We start from the raw sequence: 22,652 nt of genomic DNA, 5'->3' as shown, positions 1-22,652 counted from the left end.
TCAGTACCCTGACTTCCGTGAGTCGAGAAGGTGTGACACCGCAGAGCGAGGATTTCTCCGCCTGGTACAACGAGCTGGTCGTGCGCGCCCAGCTCGTCGACCGCGGCCCGGTTCGCGGCACGATGGTCATCCGACCGTACGGGTACCGGGTCTGGGAGCTGCTCCAGGCCGACCTGGACCGGCGGATCAAGGACGCCGGGCACGACAACGCGTCCTTCCCGCTGTTCATCCCGGAGTCCTACCTCAAGCGCGAGGCCGAGCACGTCGAGGGCTTCTCCCCGGAGCTCGCGGTCGTGACCGTCGCGGGCGGCAAGGAGCTGGAGGAGCCGCTGGTCGTGCGGCCCACCTCCGAGACCGTCATCGGCGAGTACATGGCCAAGTGGATCGACTCGCACCGCGACCTTCCGCTGCTGCTCAACCAGTGGGCGAACGTCGTCCGCTGGGAGATGCGCCCCCGCATGTTCCTGCGCACCACCGAGTTCCTCTGGCAGGAGGGGCACACCGCGCACAACGGCGAGGACGACGCGATGCGCGAGACGATGTGGGCGCTGGACGCCTACGCCGGGGTGTCGCGCGAGCTGGCCGCGATCCCCGTGGTCGTGGGGGAGAAGACGCCCGGCGAGCGGTTCGCCGGGGCCGTCCGCACCTACACGATCGAGGGCATGATGCGGGACGGGCGGGCCCTCCAGTGCGGCACCTCCCACTACCTCGGCACGAACTTCGCCAAGGCGTTCGACATCTCCTACCAGGACGAGGACGGCCGGGTCCAGCTCGCCCACACCACCTCCTGGGGCATGACCACCCGCATGATCGGCGCCGTCGTCATGACGCACGGCGACGAGAAGGGGCTCGTGCTGCCGCCCCGGCTGGCCCCCTACCAGGTCGTGATCGTCCCGATCGGGCGCAAGGAGCAGGGCGAGCAGGCCGCCGCCGAGGCGCGCCGGCTGGGCGCGGCGATCAAGTCGATGGGCATCCGCGTCCACGTGGACGACAACCGCCCGCAGCTCTCGCCCGGGTTCAAGTTCAACGAGTGGGAGATGCGCGGCGTCCCCGTCCGGATCGAGCTGGGCAAGCGCGACATCGAGGCCGGCGTCGCGACGCTCGCCCGGCGGCTGCCGACCGTCGAGGGGCAGGGCAAGGAGCAGGTCCCGCTGGAGAAGGTGCCCGAGGTGCTGCCCGGCATCCTCGCCGAGTTCCAGTCGTTCCTGGTCGCGCGGGCGGAGGCGTTCCGCGAGGAGCACACCGCCGAGGTCGGGGCCTGGGAGGAGTTCGGCGCGCAGGTCGAGGGCGGCTGGGCCCGCGCGTTCCACTGCGGCCGCACCGCCTGCGAGGATGACATCAAGGCCGAGACGGCCGCGACGCCCCGCGTGATCCCGGCGAACGCCCCTGAGGAGACGGGCGCGTGCGTGCGGTGCGGCGAGCCGTCCGCCTACGGCAAGCGCGTCATCTTCGGCAAGGCCTACTGATCAGGGCCCTACTGATCAGGGCCTACTGGTCCGTCTCGCGGTCCGCTGACAGCCGGGTCAGGTAGGGCTGGACGAACCACGCCCACGCGCACAGCGCCAGCACCGCCGCGGCCGTGACCACCGCCGCCGCCTCCGCCGCGAGGGTCCACACGATCAACGTGGTGGAGGCGGTGATCGACACCGCCAGCGCGAACCCGCCGAGGATCCCGAACCGGTTGGCGCGCCGGATCAGCAGGTCCTTCTGCCCCAGCTGGAACAGGATCCGGTGCTGGAACACCGGGGCGATGAAGCAGATGGACGCGAGCGCCGCCCCGAACAGCGCGACGTAGAACAGTGTCCTGCCGGTGCGGTCCACCTTGTCGAACCCCGCCGCGAACGGGACCGTCAGCAGGAACGCGAACAGCACCTGGACACCGGTGACCGCGACCCGGAAGCCCTGGAGCAGTTCCATCAGCTGCCGGTCGAGCCGTTCGTGCCGGGTCTCGCGCCGGGGCTTGGACTCGGGATCATCGCTCATGAAGATCCCTTTACCCGGCGGAACGCCGGTCAGTCGCCGGTCAGGCGAGTGTGGGCGGCTCCACACGCAGGGCGAGGATCGAGACGTCGTCGCGAAGGTCGCCGTCGCAGAACTCCAGCAGCGCCTGCTCGACCGCGCCGAGCATCGTCTCCAGCGGGGCGGCGGCGTGCGCCGCCAGCGCCTCCAGGAGCCGCTCCTGGCCGAACTCCGTCCGCATGAGGTCGCACGCCTCCAGCACCCCGTCGGAGTGCAGGACGATGGTGTCGCCGACGCCGAGGTCGAGCGTGTCGAGCCCGGCGTCGAAGTCCTCGAACAGGCCGAGCGGCACGCCGCCCTGCGCCGTCGTCCTGATCACCCCGTCCGCGCGCACGACGACCGCCGGGGGGTGCCCGGCGGTGCCGATCGAGACGCCGACGTGCTCGGTGCGCACCTCCAGCCCGGCCATGATCGCGGTGACGAAGCGGTCCTCGTCCAGCAGCGCCTCGTTCACCATGGCGAGGATCTCGCCCGGCCCGGTCTTCCACCGCGCCGCGAGCCGCACGCAGTGCCGCGCCGCCGAGGTCACGGCCGCGGCCTCCTCGCCCTTGCCGCACACGTCGCCGAGGACGAGGCCCCAGCCGCCGCCCTCGGTGCGGAACACGTCGTAGAAGTCGCCGCCGACCTCGGCGCCGCGCGTCGCGGTCATGTAGCGGGCCGCCACGCTCACGCCGGGGATCGCCGGCAGCGCCTTCGGCAGCAGCCCGGCCTGGAGCGTCTCGGCGACCTCGGCGCGGCGCCGGTACAGCCGCGCCGCCCGGATCACCAGCGCCAGGTACCGGCCGAGCCGCTGGACGACGCCGAGGTCCATCAGGTCGAACGGCCCGTACTCGCCGCTCGCCGCGAGCGTGATCGCGCCGATGCAGCGGTCGCCGTCCTCGATCGGGACGCACAGCAGCGACGTCGCGCCGATCATGGCGCAGACGGGCGTGCCGTCGGGGGAGGAGCCGAGCAGGTCGAGGTTCTCGATGTGCGGGCGCAACGCGCTCTGCCGGGTCGTGAACACGGTCTGGGGAAGCGTCCCGGCCGCCGGTTCGATGTCGCCCAGCATCTGCAGGGCCTCCGTCGACCGCTCGTCAGCCGGGCCCATCACGACCTGGCGGCGCAGCACGGCGGTGGCGCCGGAGGGCTGCACGCCGCCCGGCGGGCCCGCGGCCTGGCCGGCGCCGTTGGGGCCGGTCAGGTCGATGAACGCCCAGTCGGCCAGCTCGGTCGCCAGCAGCCGGGCGCAGCGCCGCACGGCGACGGTCTCGTTGAAGACCGGCTCGTCGAGCAGCAGCTCGCTGGCGGTGGCGAGGACGTCCATCCGGTGGACGATCGTCGCGACGGCCTCGTCGTCGCCCGGCCCCGCCATCGCCGCCCGGGGCGTCTTCGGCTGCTTGGGGGCGCCCAGGGCCGACTGCTGCGAGGCGTCCCGGGTGCCGGACGCGCCCTCGGCGGGGGTGTTCGTCGGGCCCGCGGCGACCACGACCATCGGGTCGGGCTCGCCGCGGATCCACACCCGCGCCAGCGTCACGACCGCGTCGATCGGGCGGTCGCGGCCGAGGAAGCGGACCGGGACGCGGCTGCGGCGCCCCGTCCGGACCACGGCCGCGAGCTGCGAGCGCACCGCCGCCCGGGTCGCCAGGTCGCAGAACGCCGTGAACTGCTTTCCGGACACGTAGCCGGAGGAGGTGCCGAGCAGCGCCGCCGCCTGCCGGTTGACGCGCCGCACGCTGGTGTTGCGGTCGAGCAGGAACAGCGGGACGGGCGCGTCCTGGAAGACCGTCCGCAGCACCCGCCGCTCGTTCTCGGCGGCCGCCGAGCCGCTCTGCTCGGCGCCCTGCTCCGCGCCCATCGTGCGCAGCGCGGTCAGCGCCAGCTCCAGTTCCACCAAGGCGGCGTCGAGCGTGGCCCGCAGATCGGGCTTGGGCATTCCGGCGGCTTGGCGCAGCTCGCCGATGCGCCCCTCCAGGTCGGAGATCTCCCTCAACAGGGTCTCCGGTTCCAACTGGTCGGGCTGGTCCTGCATCTGGCTCCCTCTAGTCCGCGAGGCACGGTGAAACCAGATCGGCACGTGCTCTGGTCGTGGCGACCCCACGATCTTGCGGGCCGTTGTGCGCAGCTTATTCCCGTCCAGCGTATGCGTCCTAGCGACGTGCTAAGAGAGGCCCTGGTCGCCGACGATCCGCTGCGCGAGCGCGGTGAGCTTCACGTGGCGGGTCTGGGAGATGCGCCTCATCTCGGCGAACGCCTCGTCGGCGTCGCAGCCGAGCGCGTGCATGAGGATGCCCTTGGCCTGGTCGACGACCGCGCGGGCATGGACCGCCTCCTGCAGCTGAGCCGCCGTGCGGTGCGCGTCCTCGTACTGGAGGGTGTTGGTCACCGCCGCGCTGCCCTGCGCCATCAGCAGCGCCGCCAGGGCGTGCCGCCCCGGGCCGAGCGCGCCCGGCGCCACCCCGTACAGCGTGAGCGTGACCAGGACGGGCGGGTTCAGATGCGGGGTGGTGGTGAAGCAGCGGACGCCGCGGCGCAGCATGTCGGCCATCGCCTCGGGCCAGCGGGTCTCGGCGAGGATGTCGTCGGAGCTGGCCGTGCGGCGGCCGAGCGCCACGTCGAAGATCGGGCCGCGGCCGCGCGCGAGCTGCCGGTCGGTGACCTCGGCGAGGTCGGGATGGCTGGCGGCGGCGGCCAGCGGCTCCAGCAGCTCGAACGGCCCGGGAGCCGCGGTCTCCGCGTCCGGCGCGGGCGGCGGGACGTGCGGCACGGCCAGGTCGACGCCCGCCGGTCCGGGCAGGCCGGGCGGCGGGACGGCCACGGCCGCGTCCGGTGGGAGTCCGGCGGCCTCGAACGGCAGGTCGGGGGCCGGGGACGGCCCGGCTCCGGGGGCGTTCGGCAGGGCCCAGCGCACGCTCGCGGCGCCCGCGCACCCCGGGACGGCCCGGGACGCCAGCTCGGTGACGCGGTGCAGGGTGCCCACGTCCGAGGACTCCCCGACCATGCCCAGCCGGGCGATCTCCAGCGCGAGCTGGTCGGTCAGGACGGTCTCGGTCGCTCTCACACTCTCGACCGTATCCTGCCCGATCGTCCTACCGCGCCGCCGCTCTCCACACTCCATGATCGCCTCAGTTGTTCGGTGGGGCCTTGCAGATCGCGGGCAGCGGCCCGCCGGCCCCGTCGACTCCCCCCGCCCCGTCCACCCCCCAGTCGCCGTCCACGAGGGCCAGGTCGCCGATGGAGACGATCCCGATCGGGCGGTGGAAGGTGTCCACGACCGGCAGCCGCCTGACCGCGCGCTCCCGCATGAGGCGGACCGCGGTCGCGGTGTCGTCCTCGGGGTGCAGGATGGCCAGTTCGGCGGTGCACACGTCACCGAGCGGCGTCAGCGCGGTGTCGCGGTGCTCCGCGACCGCGCGCACCACGATGTCGCGGTCGGTGACGACGCCGCAGAGCCGTCCGGCGTAGGTGACCAGGACGTCGCCGATCGCCTCGTCCCGCATGACGCGGGCGGCCTCGTCGAGTGTCGCGTCGAGGGGTAGAGCCATGGGAGCCACGGTCATGACGTCGCTCACTCGTCGTGGCATCGCGTGCTCATCCTCCCGGTAGCCGGCGGCTCGCGTTGGCCCGTGCCGCCCGTGTACCCACGGTCGGCACGCCTATGCGGACCGATGCGGCGGCGACCGGGTCGCGCCCCGGGGCGGCTGCGCGTCGCCGCTGGTCAGAAGCTGAAGACCGTCCCGGTACGGGAGTGCATGACGCAGTCGTTGCCGAACTGGGAGCGGAAGCTCACCGGTGTGCCCCGCCAGCTTCCGCGCGCCTGCGCGACGACGGGGGAGTACTGCGCGGTGCAGACGCGCCCGTCCGGGTCGTGGACGAGGCGGCCGCCCGCGCGGCGCAGTTCGGCGCAGGCCGGCGCCGCGCGGGGGTGGCTGCCGCCCGCCGGGTCGCAGCGCAGCGTCACGCTCCTGGTGCCGGACGCGTCGTGCCCCGGATACGTCAGCGTGAGCCTCAGCGACGTCCGCGGCGCCTCGGACGCGTCCGCCGGGACGGCGGGGGCGAGCGCCACGGCGGCGGCCACGGCGGCGGACAGGGCGGCGGACAGGGTGGCGAGGATGGCGATGCGCGGCATATCGGCACTCCCGGGTGTCGGACGAACTATCACTCACTGTATTCGTCACGACACCCGGTGTGCCGGAAAATGGGCGACCCCGCAGTCACGGGGGAACTGCGGGATCGCGTCCAGGGGGAGGGGCGAAGAGGCGGGGTGTAGGGGGCGGGGCTGGTCAGGCGGCGAGGATGTGGGCCCTGCGGTGGTCGGCGAGGGCCTCGCGGAGCTGCTTGCGGCCCCGGTGCAGGCGGGACATCACCGTGCCGATGGGGGTGCCCATCATCTCGGCGATCTCCTTGTAGGGGTAGCCCTCGACGTCGGCCAGGTACACCGCGTCCCGGAAGTCCTTCGGGAGGGCGCGCAGGGCGGCCACGACCCCGGAGTCGGGGATGTGGTCGAGCGCCTCGCTCTCGGCCGAGCGGAAGCCCGACGCGTCGGCCTGCGCCTGGGCGATCTGCCACTCCTCCAGCTCCTCGGAGCCGGCGCGCTGGGGCTCGCGCTGCTTCTTGCGGTAGGTGTTGATGAAGTTGTTGGTGAGGATGCGGTGCAGCCACGCCTTGAGGTTCGTGCCCTCCTGGAACTGGTGGAAGTTGACGTAGGCCTTGGCCAGCGTCTCCTGGACCAGGTCCTCGGCGTCGGCGCTGTTGCGGGTCATCCGCACGGCGCTCGCGTAGAGGGGGTCGGCCAGCGGCAGGACGTCGCGCTCGTAGCGCTCGGTCTTCTCGTGGCTCTGGGTCTTGTGGTTGTGGGTCCCGCGGTGCTCTGTCCTGTGGTGCTCGGTCCCGCGGTGCTCGGTCTTCGCGCCGTGCTCGGCCGGCCGGCGGACAGGCATGGTGACGGCGGTCATCATCACTCCCCGTTGGTCGTGACCCGTGAGGGCCGGTTGCTGGCGCGCGTTCGGGGGCGCGCGCGGTCCGGGCGGACGAGCCGCCCCCCGTGCTGGGTGGTACGTGCCACCGTTCCCGACGGGTTCGGAACCGGCCTGCGGACGCGGTGCAGCGACGAACTCTTCCTCGCGGCGCCGTGCCGTTCTCCTGGGGCCTCCTGGGAGGGCCGGCATCGTGTGGGGACCGGCCCCGCGTGAGCGGGCCGGGTGTTCGCGCGGGCCGGTGCCGCCAGGCGACCCCGGAGTCCGGGATGTCGCGGGCTTGGCCGGTCAGGCGCTTCCACTCGTCAGTGGTGGTTCCCGTCTTGTAAGACGCCCGGGGAGGGCTCAAGGGTTGCGTGTCGTCCATCACACCGCCCCACCGGATGGTAAAAGCGCTCCCAACCGGCGATATAGGGCGGCGTGGGATGGGAAGGCGAGGGCCCCGGCCGGTGGGGTGGTTCCCGGCCGGGGCCCTCGGTCTCTCCGGATCAGCCGAGCAGGTGATCCAGGGCCCGGCGCACGAGGGCCCGCTGCTCCTCCGGAGTCCCGGCCTGCTCGGCGCCGAAGCCGAGCAGGACGGAGTCCCTGGTCGCGACCGCCGCGACCGAGTCGATCAGCGCCTGCGACCGCCTGAACTCCGACGCGTTGCCGGGGCTCCCGGCCGGGGCGCCCTGGACGGTCCAGGGGCCGAGCCCGGTCTCGAAGCCCTCCGCGTCGAGCTGGCCGCCCACCGTGGTGACCTTGGTGTCGTCCACGAACAGCCCGGCGCCGCCGGTGCCGGGGTCGCTCACGTAGCTGAGGGAGACCTCGACCTTCTTGCCCGCGTAGGCGGACAGGTCGAACGAGGTCGGCACCCAGCCGTTGGAGTTGCCCGTGATGGCGTTCCAGCTACCGGAGGTCCCCGCGGCGCTGCAAGGCGTCCCTCCCGTGATGTAGTGCTTCAGGAACGGATGCAGGGTGAGCAGGTAACCCTGTTCGCACTCGGCGGGGACGGTGGCGCGCGTCCGGCCGTTGCGGTCGGGCAGCGTGGTCCAGTCGTCGGCGCCGACGGTGTGCGCCTCCAGCACGATGTTGTCGAAGCCCGTCTCGGTGCTGTAGGAGAGCTGGGCCTGGAGGGCGGGGGCCTGCGCCGCCGTGACGGACGTCAGGTCCACCGTGCGGGTGAGGCGCCGGTAGAGCGAGTCCTGGTGCGCGCCCGCCACGTACCACTGGCCCTCGACCGGCTCGCTGGGCGCGGCGGCGCCCAGGTAGTCCCCGGCCTTCCAGCTCCTGAACTGCGGGAAGTCCTTCTCCGGCAGGACCGTCGAGGTGACCTGGAATCCGCCCGCCTCGTTGAGGGGGTTCGTCGGGGTCCCGCTCAGGCCGGTCGTGAGGCCGTCGAACGGGCGCTTGGTGCCGGTGAACTGCTTCGGCGCTCCCACCAGCTGCCGGTCGTAGGCGCCGAGGTAGTACTGGAAGAAGTCGTCCGACAGCAGTTCGCAGTCGTCGCGGTAGTTGCCGGTGACGACGCACGGCTTCTCGGGGTGGCCCTTCAGGCCGTAGTAGATGCCGCCGCCGTTCACCTTGCTGAGCTGCCCGAAGTAGCCGCTCGTCTCACCGGTGTGGAGCAGCTTTCCGCCCTCGTTGAGGTAGGAGCGGACCGACAGCACCAGATCCTTCGCGCGGTCGGCCACCTGGGCGTCGTGGGCGTCGCCCTGGTGGGTCCTGACCGGGTCGTCGGCCGCGTCCTGCGTCAGGCGGTTGTCGCCGAGGTACCAGACGACCGCCTTGAAGTGCTTCAGGACGCCGAGACTGCTCGGCGCGCCCTGCTTGTCGATGTCCCAGACGAGCGGCTTGTGCTCGGCGGACCTCACCAGCTCGGCGTACTGCCGCGCGTAGAGCGGCGCGTTCGTCCCGGCCGGGTAGGTCGGGTTGACGCCCCGGTAGTCCTCGTCCGCGATCACCAGGACGTCGGCGCCGTGCCGGGCCTGGACCGTGTAGGTGAAGTGCTTGCTCTCGACGCGCTTCCCGGCCTTCTCGCCGGTGAACCACACCTCGACCTTGTCGCCCGGCCTCTGCCCGGTGACCTTGCCCCGGTACTCGGCGTAGTAGTTGTCGTTCTCGTCCCCGAACCGCTCACCGCCGCGCCATTCGCGGGCGCCGTCCTGCCGGACGCGTCCGTCGTTGATCCGGTAGTTGAGGTCCCGGTTCCGCACGGACCGGCGGATGTAGGACGAGACCTCCTGGGTGGAGCCGAGGGACGTGGAGAACGGGCTGGTCTCGAAGTCGGGGGCGACGCGTCCGACGGAGGACACGGGGTTGTCGGGCGTCTGCGCGGACTTGCCCACGGAGAGGGCGAACGGCAGGTTCTTCTGGAACTCGTGCGCGATCAGCCGTTCGTCGTCGGGGAACTCGAAGATGCTGCCGCACTTGTCGGGCGTCCACTGGTCGTCGGGGAAGGTGTTGGCGGCCGTCCGGCACGTCGCCATCTCCGGGGTGATCGACAGCGAGCCGTACCTGTTGTCGGCCTCGCCGTCGGTGTCGCCGTTGGTGGTGTAGAGCTGCGCGCCGAGCTCCGGGGTGTACCCGGGGACGGCCGGGTGGTCGATGTCGCCCAGCAGGGCGTCGTGGATCACGTCGTCGGGGCTGCGGGTGAGCGCCTGCCAGCCGACGCCGTGCAGGAGCAGTTCCGCGGCCGAGTGGTAGTTGACGAGGTAGGTCGGGCGGACGCGCTCGTAGAGGCCCGTCTGCGCCCTCGTCTCCGGCTCGGACGCGGCGGAGGGCCCGCGGAAGGTCTCGCTGGTCGGCTGCGGGGACGAACCCTCGTTGTCGTAGCCCCAGTGGTAGGAGAAGTTGCGGTTCAGGTCGATTCCGTCACCGGTCGTTATCTTGCCGTCGCCGTTGTTGTCCCGGGCGTTCTTGCGCCAGAGCCGGAAACCGTCGGTGAAGGTCAGGTCGTACCCGTCCACGTTGACGACGGGCAGGAACCACAGCTCCGTCGTATCGACGATCTTGGTGAGTTCCGGGTCCTTGCCGTAGCCCTCGACGTAGTGGTGCAGAAGGCGGCGGACCATTTCCGGGGTTATCCACTCGCGCGCGTGCTGCGTCCCCTGGTAGACGACCACGGGGCGCGTGTGGTCCTTGAGCGTCGCGACGCCCTTGCTGACGCGGACGGCGGTGATGGGCTTGCCCTGGACGCTCGTCCCGAGGTCCACCGCTTTCGCGATGGAGGGGTGGTCGGCGGCGACCTTCACCAGCTCGTCGTGGATGTTCCCCGCGCCGCTGTAGGGGCGGAACACCTTCGGCGGGGCGGCCTTGAGGCGCTGCGCGACGTCCTTGCCCTGCACCTTCTTCACCGTGAGGGGCAGGCCCTGCCTGGCGAGCGCGGTCGCCTGGACGCCGTTCATGACGGCCTCCACGTGCAGGCGGCCGCCCTGGCCCTGGCCGATCGTGACGTCCTCCCGGTCGACGCCCGACCTGTCCAGCAGCTTGACCTGGTCGGCGGTCAGCTCGCCGGTGTAGACGTCCACGGGGCCCGCCGCGCGGGCGGCGGGCGAGGGGTTCGCGGGGGCCGCTTGGGCCGGGGCCGCCGCGAGCGTTCCGATCAGGAGCGCCGCCGCGGCCAGGAGGGGCGTGAGTCTTCCGCGCCTATATCGGGCGTGCCGGACAACCGTGCGCGTCATCGCGTCTCCCTGGCATGGATCACAACGGGGGTTGCGTGATCGTCTGCCGAGGCACGAAGGGTGTCAATGTGACATCAGTGCCATTTGCCGCATTCGGTCAGTTTGTGCGATCTGTGCACCTGACGTCCTGTTGGAACGTCCCCGCGCTTGTTGGAACGCGACAAAAAGGAGTGGTCCAGGAGATGTGCTTCAGGGGTGAGCGGTTCAGGACGGGACGTGACCGCTGAGGATCGCCGGAACCAGGCTCGCGGCGAACTCCTCCGGGCTCTCCGGGAGCCGCGCGCCGGCCTCCACCGTCTCGGGGCCGGCGAGCCGGATCAGGAAGGCGTGCTGCTGGCAGCCGCCCAGCAGGGCCGCGGCGAGGTAGGGGAGGGGGGCGCCGTCCCGGATGCGCCCGGCCCGCTGCTCGGCCTCCAGGTAGCCGATGAGGGCCGCGTGGCCGAGGACGGGCCCGGCCGTGGCGCCGCCGGGCGGGCCGGCCGGAGGGCCGCCGGGCGCGCCCGGAAGTCCCGTTCCGGGCTGGGCCGCGCCCTGGCCACTCCTGGCCCGCCCGCGGGGTTTGGCCTGCGCGGCCTCCTGCGCCCTCGCGGGGCCGTCGGCCCGCAGCCAGGCGATCAGCTCGGGGTCGGCGAGGACGGGCCCGGTCATCGGCAGCAGCTCGCCGTAGAAGCGGATCATCTCGGCCGCGAGCCGGACGAGGTTGCCCTCGACGCTGCCCTGCCCGGTCGCCCCCATGAGCGCCGCCATCGCGGTGCGCGCGGTGGCCGTGACCTCGCCCAACGCCGCCGCGAACAGCGCCGTCTTGTTGGCGAAGTGGTTGTAGAGGCTGCCCTCGGAGACGCCCGCGTTGCGCGCGATCTCCTTGGTCGTCGCGGCCGTGATCCCGCGGCCGCGGATCACCTCGATCGCCGCCGCGAGGATCCTGTCCCGCATCGGCTCCGTCACCGCTGCCACTCCGTCGCCACCTCCCGCGTGCCGCTGGACACTAGCACGGCCCTCGATCTGAGTGAGTGCTCACCCGAGCCAGTTTAGCGGAACGGCGATGCTGGATCTTCACCCGGGGTAATCTCTCGTTCACCATTGGTGGCCGAATGTGCCGCGCCCTCGCGCAGGGAGGGGTCCGCGTGAGCCTCATCGGAAGTCAGTCGCCCCCGCAGGCCGGAGGCGGCGCGCCCCTGGACGAACCGCCCGATCCGGACGCGCGGGACGCCCACGCGCCCCGCTTCCTGGAGCGGAGCCTGCTCGGCGTCGCCCACATGTCCGCCGTCACGCTGGACGGGCGCGGCCGCGTCACCCACTGGGACCGCACCGCCGCCGAGCTGTTCGGCCTGGGGCGCGGCCAGGCGCTCGGCCGTCCGCTCACCACGGTGCTGAGACTGCCGCAGGAGCACCGCGCCGCCTTCGAACCGGACGTGTACGGCTACGTCTGGTGCGGCGCGTGCTCGGTCCCCCGCGTCGACAACGGGGAGCTGGCGGAGGTGGGGTGGTGGGTCTACCCCATCGACCGTCCGGGCTCGGTCGAGGGCGACCCCGGCATCCGCGTCCTCGCGCTCGCCGCCGACCTGCGCCGGCTGCGCGCCGACGGCACCGGCCTGATGATGGACGACGTCCTCGTCGCCCAGCCCGACGGGTCCGCCCACCGCGCCGCGGGAGCGCGGCTCCTGCGCGTCGAACCGGCCCTGTCGCCCCCGTCCAGGGGCGGGCCCCGGGCGGCGCCGTTCACGCGCCACCTCGTCGAACTGCTCCCCGTGACGGGGACCGCCGCCGAGCCGATCACCTCCCGCGTGCTCGGCCTCGGCGGCCCCGCCGTCAACCTCAGCGTGCACGTCCGGCTCCCCGTCGCCCCCTACCGGGGCGACGTGCCGCGCGCGCTCCGGGTCCGACCCCGCGCCGCCGCCGCGGGGCCGCCCCTCCCCGATCCGCGCCCCGAACAGGGAATGGAGGCGATGGCCGTGATGGAGCCACTGACCTTCCTCAGCGAGGCCGGGCAGCAGATCGGCAGCTCGCTGGACCATCTGCAGGCCGCCCGCGCGCTCGCGGAGGTGCTGGTGCCCCGGCTCGCCGACTTCGCCGCCGTCGACCTCCTCGAAGGCGTCGTCGCCGACTCGGCGCCGCCCGCCGGCGAGATCGGCGAGACCACGCGGATGCGCCGCGTCGCCGTCGCCCACAACGACGATCCCGGCCGCTGGGAGGGCACCGTGCCCCCCGACGCGAAGCTGTCCTTCCAGCTGCGCTCGCCGTTCGTCCAGGCCATGCGCACCGGACAACCCGTGCACATCCCCCGGGTCGGCCCGGAGAGCTCCGCGCGGATCTGCGCCTCGCTCGGCCTCGACCTGCGGGCCCTGTACGCCGACCGCGCGCTGCTGATCGCCCCGCTCATCGCGCGCGGGCGCGTCCTCGGCACGTGCGAGCTGCTCCGCAAGCCCGACCGCCCCGGCTTCGACGACCTCGACCTCGCGATGGTCGACGAGCTGTCCCGCAGGGCCGCGCTCTGCATCGACAGCGGGCGGCTCTACCGCCGCGAGGTCCAGGTCGCGCAGGAACTCCAGCGCAGCATGCTCCCGGACGACCCGCCGGAGGTCGCGGGCGCGCGCGTGTGCTACCGCTACCGCCCCGCCGGGCAGGCCGCGCAGGTCGGCGGCGACTGGTTCGACGCCATCCCGCTGCCCGGCTGCCGGCTCGGCATCGTGGTCGGCGACGTGATGGGGCACGGGCTCACCTCCGCCGCGATCATGGGCCAGCTGCGGACGACCGTCCGCACCCTCGCCGCCCAGGACATGCGGCCCGACATCCTGCTGCGCCAGCTCGACGTCCTCGCCCGGCGGCTCGGCGAGGACTACCTCGCCACCTGCCTGTACGCCGTGTACGACCCGATCGCGCGGTGCTGCCGCCTCGCCAACGCCGGGCACGTCCCGCCGGTGCTGGTGGCGCCGGGCGGCGACGCGCGGGTGCTGCCGGTGCCGCCCGGCGTCCCGATCGGCGTCGGCGGCGAGCCGTTCGAGACCGTCGAGATCCACGTCGAGGACGGGTCGCGGCTCGTCCTGTGCACCGACGGGCTGCTCGAACGCCGCGACCGCGACATCGACCAGGGGCTGGAGGAGATGCGCGCCGAACTCGCGGGCGACACCCGCCCGCTCGACGGCGCCTGCGACGCCCTCCTGGCCACCCTGGGCGCCGCCACGCCCGCCGACGACATCGCCATCGTCGCCGTCGGGCTGGACGGCATCCCCGGCGCCGACGTCGCGACCTGGGAGCTGAAGCCCGAGGCCGGCATGGTGCCGCTGGCGCGCGCGCGGGTCGCGGGCCGCCTGGCCGACTGGCGGATGGAGCAGATCACCGACAACGTCCAGCTGCTCGTCAGCGAACTCGTCACCAACGCGCTCGTCCACGGGGCCGGGTCGATCGGGCTGCGGCTCATCAAGGGCAGGACCCTGCTCGGCGAGGTCCACGACGACGGCCAGGAGATGCCCCAGCTCTGCCACGCCGAGGCCACCGACGAGTCCGGGCGCGGCCTCCAGCTCGTCAGCCACCTGGCCGAACGCTGGGGGACGCACCGCACCGACCAGGGCAAGGTGGTCTGGTTCGAGCACCACCTCCCGCGCGCGGCCGACCCCCAGGAGGCCGGGAGGTAGCCGGGAGGTAACTGTCCCCCCGGCGACACCTACTCTCGCGCGCCCCCGTCGGCTCTGATCGAGGGGGACGACCCGAGGACCCACCGGGGGACGAGTTGGGTGACACGCTGACGCTGCCCGTGCCGGAGACCCTCTACGCCACCTACGCCGTCGCGCTCGCCCGACCCGTCCCCGACCCTGCCGCGCTGGCGCACGAGCAGGTCACCCGCCGCGTCGACCCGCCCCTCCGCGACCTCGTGCTCGGCATGCTCGACAGCCCGATGCTCACCCTCGACCAGCGTCCCGCCGGCGACTTCCCGCCGCTGCCCGCCCCCTACCACGCCGCCCCGGGCGACCTCGGGGCGATCGGCGCCGCGTCCCACCTGCTCGCCGTGCGCGCCGCGTACCGCCCCGGCTGGCCGCCCGCCCACGAGTGGTCGGCGCGCGCCGTGGCCGGTGCCGTCGCCGCCTCCGCCGCGGCGCCGGTGGTGGACGTGTTCACTCCCCGGATCCTCTCCCAGGAGGCCCTCCAGCGGTCCCTGCCCGGGCCCGACGGCACCATCCGGCTCGTCGACTGGATGCTCCTTCCGCATACGTCCGGGCCCGGCGGCTTCTGGTTCTCCACCCTGGGCCTGGCCCGGTTCGGGCTCCCCGAGGTCGAGGCGGACAACGTCCCCGCCCGGCTCGTCGAACCGTGGGGGCGGCTGCTGAACGGCCTGGCCCGCAACGTCCTCGACCTGTGGGTCGACCAGCTGCGCACCGGCGAGCACCCCGCCGCCGTGGACCTCCCCGACACCGTCTCCGTCGGCCTGCGGGACATCGCCGCCGCGCAGGGCGGCCGCGAGCCGATGCACCGCGAGGTCCCCGTCCGGCTCCGCCTCGACCCGGCGGCCCTCACCGTCGTGGACGCCGCCGAACCCCTGTGCGCCGCGCTGTTCGGCCCGTGATCCGCTTGCCGATGATCTTGTTATCGGCGCAGGATCGTGACCGTGACAATCGACCCCGAGGACGAACCCGAGCACCCGGCCCCTCGCCCCGGCCCCTATCCCGGCGACGTCCACGTGGCGGGCGGCCGCGAACCGGCGGGCGAGCGCGGGCGGCCGGCGGGCGGACGCGAACCGGAAGACCCCTGGACGCCCTACACATCTCCCCAGGACACCTCTCCGCAGGAACCGTCACAGCAGGAACCGTCACCGCAGGAAACGCCGCCCCCGACCGGACCGCCCCCCGCATCGGAGTCCCCGCGACCGCCTGTCACACCGCCTTTCGGTACGGCGCCGCCCCCGGAGGGCGCGTCGGTCACCCGCGAGGACTACCTCCCCCAGCCGCCTCCGCCCGGCCCTCCGCCTCCGCCTCCGTCCCAGCCCGAGCCGTGGTCCACGCCCACGAGCGCGCCCTGGACGCCGAGTCCGCCGGCCTCCTCCGAGGAGCGCGAGGACCCCCTCTGGCAGGACGTCCCGTACCCGGCCTCCTCGCGGGAGGAGCCGCCCGGCGGGCCTCCGCGTGAGGACCCGCCGCCGTCGCCCTCCCCATGGACGTCGCGTCCCGCCGAGCCGCCGGCCACGGACACCGACAAGCCCCGGTGGGCCCCCTCCAGCGCCGCCGTGCCTCCCCCCAGGGGCCCGGGGGACGCGGTGCCGTTCGCTGAGCCGTCGGCCACCCGGGAGGAGCCGTCCCCGCTGAGCGGAGGCCCCCTGGAGGACGAGCCCTACACGGAGTGGAAGGGCGGACGGCACGAGCGGACCGGCGATTCCAGCGAGGAGCGGGGCGGCGGGTCGGGGCGCACCGTCCCGGACGTCCCGTCCCTGCCTCCGAAGGGGCTGTCGGCCGAGCCGCCCGCGGGACGCGAGGTCCAGTGGGCCCCGAGGCCGCCCGAACCCCCGGCGGAGCCGCCGGCCGGCCCGCAGGGGCCCATGGCCGACCCGGCGCGGCGCGAGGCGCTCGCCGACGCGTTCGTGGCGGAGTTCGCCGGGAGCTCCACGTGGCGGGCGATGCTCGCCGTGCTGGAGGGCGCGTTCCCCGGGCTCGGCATGGCGGCGACGCTGACGCGCCGCACCGACGAGATCTGGCAGACGATGGAGGGGCTCGACCGTCCCGCCGCGGCGCGCCTCGGCCTGCCCGCATGGCTGGACGACTCGGGAATGGTGTTCGACCTCAGCGCGCACCTGGGCGAGCGGAGGAAGTCCAGGGGGGGTTCCGGGCCGCCCCGGGCGTCCCGGCCCTATGTCGGCGCGTTCGTCATCGACACGCTGGATCCGCTGCGCTACCACCGCGCCGTCGGCGGTCCCCTGGCGCCGGGCGAGGGGACGCTCCCGCCGCCGGACGCGCGGGAGGACGACGACACGGGTGTCGTGATCGTGGCGAACCTGACGTCCGCCGGGGTGCGGGTGCTGGACTCGGTGGCGCTGTGGCGCTACGCGGGCCGCGTGGTCACCGGCACGCTCCGCGAGGGCGGGCGGGCGGACTCGGGCGCGCGGACGCGGCGGGCGCTGCGGGCGCTGCGGCGCGTCGTGTTCGTCGACCCCGACCTCGGCCTCGGGCTGGCGTTGCGGATCGACGCCGCGCGGACGCCCCGGTGCCTGCTGGCCTTCCGGGTGGACGACGCGGCGGCGGCGCCCCGCTTCGTCCGCCCCTGATCAGGTAGGGCTCAGGTCTGGGGGCGGAGCCAGGACAGGTCGCACTGGAGGTCGTCGGGGAGTTCGCGGATGTAGCCCGCGAGCTCCCACGGCTCGGACGGCACCGGGCGCTCGCCCGCGTCCCTGAGCAGGCCGCAGACGAGCGCGCTCGTCGTGCGGACGACCGTGAACGCGCCGAGCCGCGCGACGCCGCCACCGCTCAGATGGGCGAGCTCGGTCAGCAGCGCGCTGACGCCGGACGGGTCCTGCGGGTCGTACAGGCCGCGCGCGTAGGCGAGCAGCTCCTCGGCGAGCGGGTCGGCGCGGCGGCCGGACAGGTAGTACACCGTGCCCCAGTAGGAGCCGCTCGCGGCCTGCCCGGACCGCTGGTCGCGGATGCGGACGCGCAGCCCGTACTCGGCGGCGCAGCGCTCGTAGGCCTCCGCCAGCAGCGCCTCCGCCTCGCCCTCCTCGCTGAGGACGATGCCGGTGACGACGCCCTCCTCGTGGTCGAGGCGGTCGAGCATCTCCCGGTGCAGCTCGGTGATGTCCTGCTCCACGGCGTCCAGCGAGCGGGCGAGCGCGCGCTGCGCGTCACGGTCGAGGTCGAGGCCCGCCAGCTCGGCGGAGATCTCGCCCACGTCCTTCTCCAGGCGCTCCACGCGGGCGGCGACGGACTCCACCCGGGACTCCACCGCCTCGGACACCTCGGCGGCCGGCTGCGGGATCGGGATGCCGGACGGCCCGGCACTCGCGGCGACCTCGCTCCGCAGCGCCTCGTGGCGCTTGGACAGCTCGGCCACCTGCGTGCGCAGGTCGCGCAGGTCCGCTTGCGCGCGGGGGAGCCGCTTGTCGGAGGCGATGTAGAACTCGCGTCCGGCGATCGCAAGGCACAGCAGGACCAGGATCACGGTGGTCATGTGGCTCCTCGGGAGGCGGTCTGCGCTTCCGACCTTAACCAGCGGGCGGCCCGTTGGCCCTGGGTGCGGCAGATCTCGTCCGAAAGGCCCGGCATTTCTGTGGAACGGCCGTGCCCCGTGGGGTTCCAGGAGCCCGCCGGGCCCCCTGGATCAGGGGGGATCACGCGGGATCACGCGGGATCAGCCGAACAGACCGCCGAGGAGCCCGCCGAGGATCTCGCCGACGCCGCCCGCGATCTCACCGGCGACATCGCCCGCGACGTCCCCGACGACGCCGCCCGCGACGTCCCCCATGACGTTGCCCGCGACGTTGCCCGCGACCTGGCCCGCGACATGGCCGGCCACCTGCCCGGCGTAGCCGCCGATGGCGTTCCCGAACGCGTCCACGGGGACGCCGGCCGCGTACCCCGCCACGTTCTGCGCGAAGCCCGCGGCGCCTATCGCGGCGTCCCCCATGGCGCCGACCGCCATGCCTCCCGCGATGCCCGCCGCCGCGGCGCCTCCGACCAGCCCCGCCGCCGCGACACCACGGCCGTGGTGGCCCCGGTACCCGTGGTGGCCGGGCGGGCCGTGGTGCAGGGGGACGGGAGGCGGCCCCGGATGGCCATGCGCGGGCGGATAGGGCGCCGCGCCGGGGCCCGGAGGAGCGGGCGGGGGCGGCCCCGGAGGCGCGTACGGAACCGCGCCGCCCGGCGCCGGCGGCGGAACGGCCCCCGGCATCGGCGCATGCCCTGGCGCGGCGGGAGGCGGAAAGCCGGGGCCGGACGGAGCGTGCCCAGGGGCGGGCGGATATCCGGGCGCGTTCCCGAAACCGGGCCCGGGAGCCGGCGGGGCACCGTGCGGCGGCGCGTGCCCCGGCGGGGGCGCGAGTCCTGGGGGAGGGGCGTGCCCCGGTGTCGGGCCGGGCGGAGGAGCGTGGCCGGGCGTGTGCATGGGGGCCGGGGACTGCCCGGGGGCGGGCGCGGGAGGCGGGAACTGGGCGTTGCCCGGCTGCCCGTACTCGGCCGGGCCGCCATAGGCCGCCGCGGGCTGCTGCCGTCCAGGCTGCCCAGGGGGAGGCGGGAAATGGCCTCCGGGGGGCGGAAGAGGAGCCTGCCCATGGGCGGCCTGCCCCGGAGGCGGCCCGCCGTATGCGCCACCCGCCCCTCTGGGGGCATGCGACGACGCGGCGCGCGGCAGAGCGGCGGCGGCCTCTAGCCACCGGCCTATCTTGGCGTTCCAGTCCGTCTCGGCGGCCTCGGCGTGCCCCACCTGGAACACGCCGAACGACTCGTCCGAGGGGGCGGAGCGCTCCTCCGCGCGCAGCACGAAGGCCATGCTGCGCGGGCTGGCGACGAAGCTCAGCCCGACGCTGTCGAGCCGCCCCTGGTAGGCGGGCGGCGGCGCGAGGTGGATCTCCTGGTGGAACGGCAGCTGCTGGGAGACCCCGCGCAGCTTGGACGACTCGAACGTCACGTTCGAGATCTGGAACCCGAGCCGCGCGATGGAGGCGAGCACCCACTGCTGGGACTCCAGCGGCTCCACCGAGATCGGGTCGACGTCCCCCGGGTCGGGCTGGCCCTTGGCGTCCACCTCGGTGCACATCCCGATGGTGAACCCAGGCAGCTCGTGCCCGAGGACGGTCGTGAACGGCAGTTCGTAGGGCAGCGGGATCGAGAACGCCATGTCGCGCTGCCGCCCGGCCTCCAGGGTGAAGCCGCGGGTGAGCGCGCCCCGGTAGACCTCGGGCCCGGCGGTCTCGCCGCCGTAGCCGTTCTGCATGCGCGGCATCAGCGCCAGCGTCACGTGGCGGATCTCCACGGGACGGTCGCCGCCGCGCAGGTGCACCTTCCCCGCCACGACACCGCCGGGCCGGCAGTTCGGCTCGGAGAGGATCGTGTCGACGGAGGGTCCCCCGGCTCCGTACCCGCCTGCCATCCGCCCGTAGGACACCGGCTGTTCCTCTCTCCGAACCGCGGGGGCCGTCCCCCGCACATGTCAGACGGAATCCACCATGCCATCGGTTCGCATGGTGTTTCACCATCCGGGCCAAGGCACTTCCCGGCGGCTCGCGTCTCGCGCCCGCCCGGCGGGTGCGGCGTCGCCCCGCCGCTCTTCCGGCGGGGCTCGCCTCCGGCGCCGCCCCACCGGTCAGGGCACGCGCCCGCGCGGCGGTCGAGGCCGCCGCGGAGGACACCCCGAGCACGGCGGACGCGCGGCGGTCACTCCTCCTTGGCGGTGACGGTGACCGGCGCGTATCCGAGCTTCTCCAGCGGCTCGCGGATCTGCGCGGCGTCGCCCACGGCGATGACGGTCAGCGCGTCGGTGTCGACATGCTTGCGGTAGGCGCGGGCCACGCCGTCGGGGGTGGAGGCGCGGACGGCGGCCAGGTAGGCGCTGGGGTACTCCTGGCCGAGCCCGTTGGCGGCCGCGTCGGCGAGTTCGGCCGCGACGGCGCGCGAGGTCTCGTACTCGGCGGGCGCGCGGTCGGCCAGGGCGCGCACGGACGCGCCGTGCTCCTCGGCGTCGATGCCGCGCGACACCACGCCGCGCAGCTCGGTGAGCGCGTCGGTGACGGCGTCGGCGGTCACCTCGGTGTGGACGGCGCCCTGCGCGATGAACAGCCCGCAGTGCCGCATGCGCAGCAGCCCGGCCCGCATCCCGTAGGTGTAGCCCTTCTCCTCGCGCAGCACCGCGTTGAGGCGCGAGGTGAGGCCGCCGCCCAGCACGTGCGAGGCGACCATCAGCGACGGCCAGTCGTGGTGGGAGCGGTCGGGGACGCCGTGGCCGATGCTCAGGTAGGTCTGCACGGAACCGGGGCGGTCGACCACGACGATCCGGGCGGCCGACTCGGGCATGATCCTGTCGGCGGTGCGGAGCGGGCCGCCGGTGCCCGTCCAGCCCGTGAGCGCGCCGGAGAGCGCCGCGTCGGCGTCGACCCCGGCCAGGTCCCCGGCGACGACGGCGGTGGCCTCGGCGGGCACCACGGCCTCGTAGAACGCCCGGACGTCGGCGCCCTCGATCCGGCCGACGGACTCGCGCGAGCCGCCGGTCGGGCGGGACGCGCGGGCCTCCGCCGGGAACATGACCGCGCGCAGCTCGCGGGCCGCCCGCGAACCGGGGTCGGCGTCCTCCTGCGCGATCTCCTCCAGCCGCTCGCGGACGAGGCGGCGGACGTCGGCGTCGTCCAGCGCGGGCCGCCGCACGACCGAGGAGAACAGCTCCAGCGCCTCGGCCAGCCGCGTCACCGGGACGTCCAGCGCGATCCGCAGGGCCGTGAGGTCGGCGGCGGCGTACAGGCTCGCGCCGAGGCGCTCGAACGCCGCGGTCAGCGCGGTGCCGCCGCCCGGCTCGGTGCCCTCCAGCAGGGCGCGCGCGGCGAGCGTCGCGACGCCGTCGGAGCCCTCCGGCTCGCGTCCCGCACCCGAGTGCAGGACGAGCCGGACCGCCGCCAGCCGGCGTCCGGGCAGGTCGACGCGGAGGGTCGCCGGACCCGCGGGCACCCGTCCCGCCTCGCCGGCCGGGAACGCCCACGCGGGGACCGGCCCCGGGACGGGGCGGGGCTGCAAGAACAGAGCGCTCACGACGACGTACCTCCGTAGGTCAGGGCGGTGCGGGCGCCGGGCGCGAGCCAGCGGGACGCCATCTCCTGGATGGCCTCGCCCCTGACGGCGGCGGCGCGTCCGGGGGCGGTGAAGACCCGGGCCGGGTCGCCGAACTGGGTGGCGTTCTGGGAGAGCGCGTTGGCGAGCCCGGTGACGGTCTCGGTCTGCTCCAGGAAGCCGCGCTCGGCCTGCGCGGTCGCCCGCGCGGTCTCGTCGGCGTCGGGGCCGGACGCGGCGAACCGCTCCAGCTCCTCGTCCAGCACGGCGGCGATCTTGTCCGGTTCCGGCCCGACCGCGTCGACGATCGCGAGGGACTGCCCGGACGCCAGCCGGGTCACCCCCGCCCACACCTCGGTGGCGATCTGGTCGCGGCGCACCATGCGGTCGTAGAGGCGCGACCCGGAGCCGCCGCCCAGGATCTCCACCGCGAGCTCCGCCGCCTCGATCTCGTCCCCGCCGTCGGTGGGGAGCGTGAACATCGCGAAGTAGGCGGGGGAGGGGACCTCCTCGTCGAGCGCCTCCCCGCGGATGCCCGTCAGCGGCCCGAGCGTCCCCGGACGCGCGGACGGCTTCTCCGGCCCCGCCGGGATGCCGCCGAAGTACCGCTCCACCGCCGCCAGCGTCGCGTCGGCGTCGACGTCCCCGACGACCGACAGCACGGCGTTCCCCGGCGCGTACCAGGTGGTGAAGAAGTCGGTGCAGTCCTGCAGCGTGGTCGCGTCCAGGTCGTCCATGGAGCCGATGGGGGTGTGCGCGTAGGGGTGGCCCTCGGGGAAGGTCAGCGCGCAGAGCCGCTCGAACGCGGTTCCGTAGGGCTGGTTGTCGTAGCGCTGGCGCCGCTCGTTCTTCACCACGTCGCGCTGGTTGTCGAGGTTGGCCTGGGTGAGCGCGGCGGGCAGCGTGCCCATGCGGTCGGCCTCCAGCCACAGGGCCAGTTCCAGGTGGCTGACGGGGACGGTCTCGTAGTAGTTGGTGCGCTCGAAGGAGGTGCTGGCGTTGAACGCCGCACCCGCGCTCTCCAGCAGCGCGGCGTGCTCGCCCTCGGCGACGTTCGCCGAGCCCTGGAACATCAGGTGCTCGAAGAGGTGGGCGAGCCCGGTCCGGCCGGCGTGTTCATGCCGTGAGCCGACGCCGTACCAGAGGTTCACGGCGGCCAGCGGTACGACATGGTCCTCGCAGACCACCACGCGCATGCCATTGCCGAGCGTGTGCTCATGCAGCGGCTGTTCTGCCACGGAGCGCTCCCGTCCAATCGATGGGTCGGCTGGTGCACAGCTCCGCGCGCT

General features: G+C 74.1%; 16 protein-coding genes. 4 read left to right on the top strand and 12 right to left on the bottom strand.

From position 1 onward, the window contains the following. Positions 1–17: 17 nt before the first annotated feature. Positions 18–1,466, top strand: coding sequence for a proline--tRNA ligase (gene proS, locus KLI87_RS33440; protein WP_308166390.1), 1,449 nt, complete (start codon positions 18–20; stop codon positions 1,464–1,466). Between the two features lie 22 nt (positions 1,467–1,488). Here proS and KLI87_RS33435 read toward each other — a convergent pair whose 3' ends face one another. The 8 genes from KLI87_RS33435 to KLI87_RS33400 all read right to left on the bottom strand — a co-directional run bounded on the left by KLI87_RS33435 (position 1,489) and on the right by KLI87_RS33400 (position 11,590). Next, the gene (locus KLI87_RS33435) at positions 1,489–1,983 is read right to left on the bottom strand and encodes a DUF6328 family protein (RefSeq protein ID WP_156219942.1); all 495 of its coding nucleotides are present in this window, start codon (positions 1,981–1,983) and stop codon (positions 1,489–1,491) included. A gap of 40 nt (positions 1,984–2,023) precedes the next feature. Further along, positions 2,024–4,030, bottom strand: a complete 2,007-nt coding sequence (locus tag KLI87_RS33430; RefSeq protein ID WP_156219943.1) for a SpoIIE family protein phosphatase — start codon at positions 4,028–4,030, stop codon at positions 2,024–2,026. Positions 4,031–4,159: 129 nt separating this feature from the next. After that, positions 4,160–5,059 carry an ANTAR domain-containing protein gene (locus tag KLI87_RS33425; protein WP_308166389.1) on the bottom strand — a complete coding sequence of 300 codons (900 nt, stop codon included), beginning with the start codon at positions 5,057–5,059 and terminating at the stop codon, positions 4,160–4,162. Between the two features lie 64 nt (positions 5,060–5,123). Next, complete coding sequence (locus KLI87_RS33420) at positions 5,124–5,558, bottom strand: CBS domain-containing protein (protein ID WP_308166409.1); 435 nt, start codon at positions 5,556–5,558, stop codon at positions 5,124–5,126. A 158-nt stretch (positions 5,559–5,716) separates the two neighbouring features. Next, positions 5,717–6,127: an SSI family serine proteinase inhibitor gene (locus KLI87_RS33415; protein ID WP_214620234.1), complete on the bottom strand. Its 411-nt coding sequence runs from the start codon at positions 6,125–6,127 to the stop codon at positions 5,717–5,719. Between the two features lie 154 nt (positions 6,128–6,281). Next, complete coding sequence (locus KLI87_RS33410) at positions 6,282–6,938, bottom strand: sigma-70 family RNA polymerase sigma factor (protein ID WP_214620233.1); 657 nt, start codon at positions 6,936–6,938, stop codon at positions 6,282–6,284. A 524-nt stretch (positions 6,939–7,462) separates the two neighbouring features. Next, positions 7,463–10,636 carry a M14 family metallopeptidase gene (locus KLI87_RS33405; RefSeq protein WP_214620232.1) on the bottom strand — a complete coding sequence of 1,058 codons (3,174 nt, stop codon included), beginning with the start codon at positions 10,634–10,636 and terminating at the stop codon, positions 7,463–7,465. 204 nt (positions 10,637–10,840) lie between these two features. Continuing rightward, positions 10,841–11,590 carry a TetR/AcrR family transcriptional regulator gene (locus KLI87_RS33400; RefSeq protein ID WP_214620231.1) on the bottom strand — a complete coding sequence of 250 codons (750 nt, stop codon included), beginning with the start codon at positions 11,588–11,590 and terminating at the stop codon, positions 10,841–10,843. 170 nt (positions 11,591–11,760) lie between these two features. On the opposite strand from KLI87_RS33400, the gene KLI87_RS40640 reads away from it, so the two are divergent. The 3 genes from KLI87_RS40640 (at position 11,761) to KLI87_RS33385 (ending at position 16,883) form a co-directional block, all read left to right on the top strand. Beyond that, on the top strand, positions 11,761–14,268 hold the full coding sequence (locus KLI87_RS40640; protein WP_214620230.1) for a SpoIIE family protein phosphatase: 2,508 nt from the start codon (positions 11,761–11,763) through the stop codon (positions 14,266–14,268). 95 nt (positions 14,269–14,363) lie between these two features. Next, entirely contained in the window at positions 14,364–15,194 is an 831-nt protein-coding gene (locus KLI87_RS33390) for a hypothetical protein (RefSeq protein WP_156219949.1), read from the top strand. A gap of 687 nt (positions 15,195–15,881) precedes the next feature. After that, a complete protein-coding gene (locus tag KLI87_RS33385) occupies positions 15,882–16,883 on the top strand; it encodes a hypothetical protein (RefSeq protein ID WP_214620229.1) in 1,002 nt (333 codons plus the stop codon). Positions 16,884–16,894: 11 nt separating this feature from the next. On the opposite strand, the gene KLI87_RS33380 is transcribed toward KLI87_RS33385, so the two are convergent. The 4 genes from KLI87_RS33380 to KLI87_RS33365 form a co-directional block, all read right to left on the bottom strand. Further along, positions 16,895–17,782 carry a hypothetical protein gene (locus tag KLI87_RS33380; RefSeq protein WP_214620228.1) on the bottom strand — a complete coding sequence of 296 codons (888 nt, stop codon included), beginning with the start codon at positions 17,780–17,782 and terminating at the stop codon, positions 16,895–16,897. 180 nt (positions 17,783–17,962) lie between these two features. After that, complete coding sequence (locus KLI87_RS41250) at positions 17,963–19,714, bottom strand: sporulation protein (RefSeq protein ID WP_214620227.1); 1,752 nt, start codon at positions 19,712–19,714, stop codon at positions 17,963–17,965. 269 nt (positions 19,715–19,983) lie between these two features. Then, complete coding sequence (locus KLI87_RS33370; RefSeq protein WP_214620226.1) at positions 19,984–21,345, bottom strand: pitrilysin family protein; 1,362 nt, start codon at positions 21,343–21,345, stop codon at positions 19,984–19,986. Further along, positions 21,342–22,601, bottom strand: a complete 1,260-nt coding sequence (locus KLI87_RS33365) for a pitrilysin family protein (protein WP_214620225.1) — start codon at positions 22,599–22,601, stop codon at positions 21,342–21,344. The genes KLI87_RS33370 and KLI87_RS33365 overlap by 4 nt, the downstream gene beginning before the upstream one ends. Positions 22,602–22,652: the final 51 nt, after the last annotated feature.

The organism is Actinomadura sp. NEAU-AAG7 (genome assembly GCF_018603865.1).
Lineage (GTDB): Bacteria > Actinomycetota > Actinomycetes > Streptosporangiales > Streptosporangiaceae > Spirillospora > Spirillospora litoris.
This window is presented reverse-complemented; position numbering and strand designations above follow the sequence as displayed.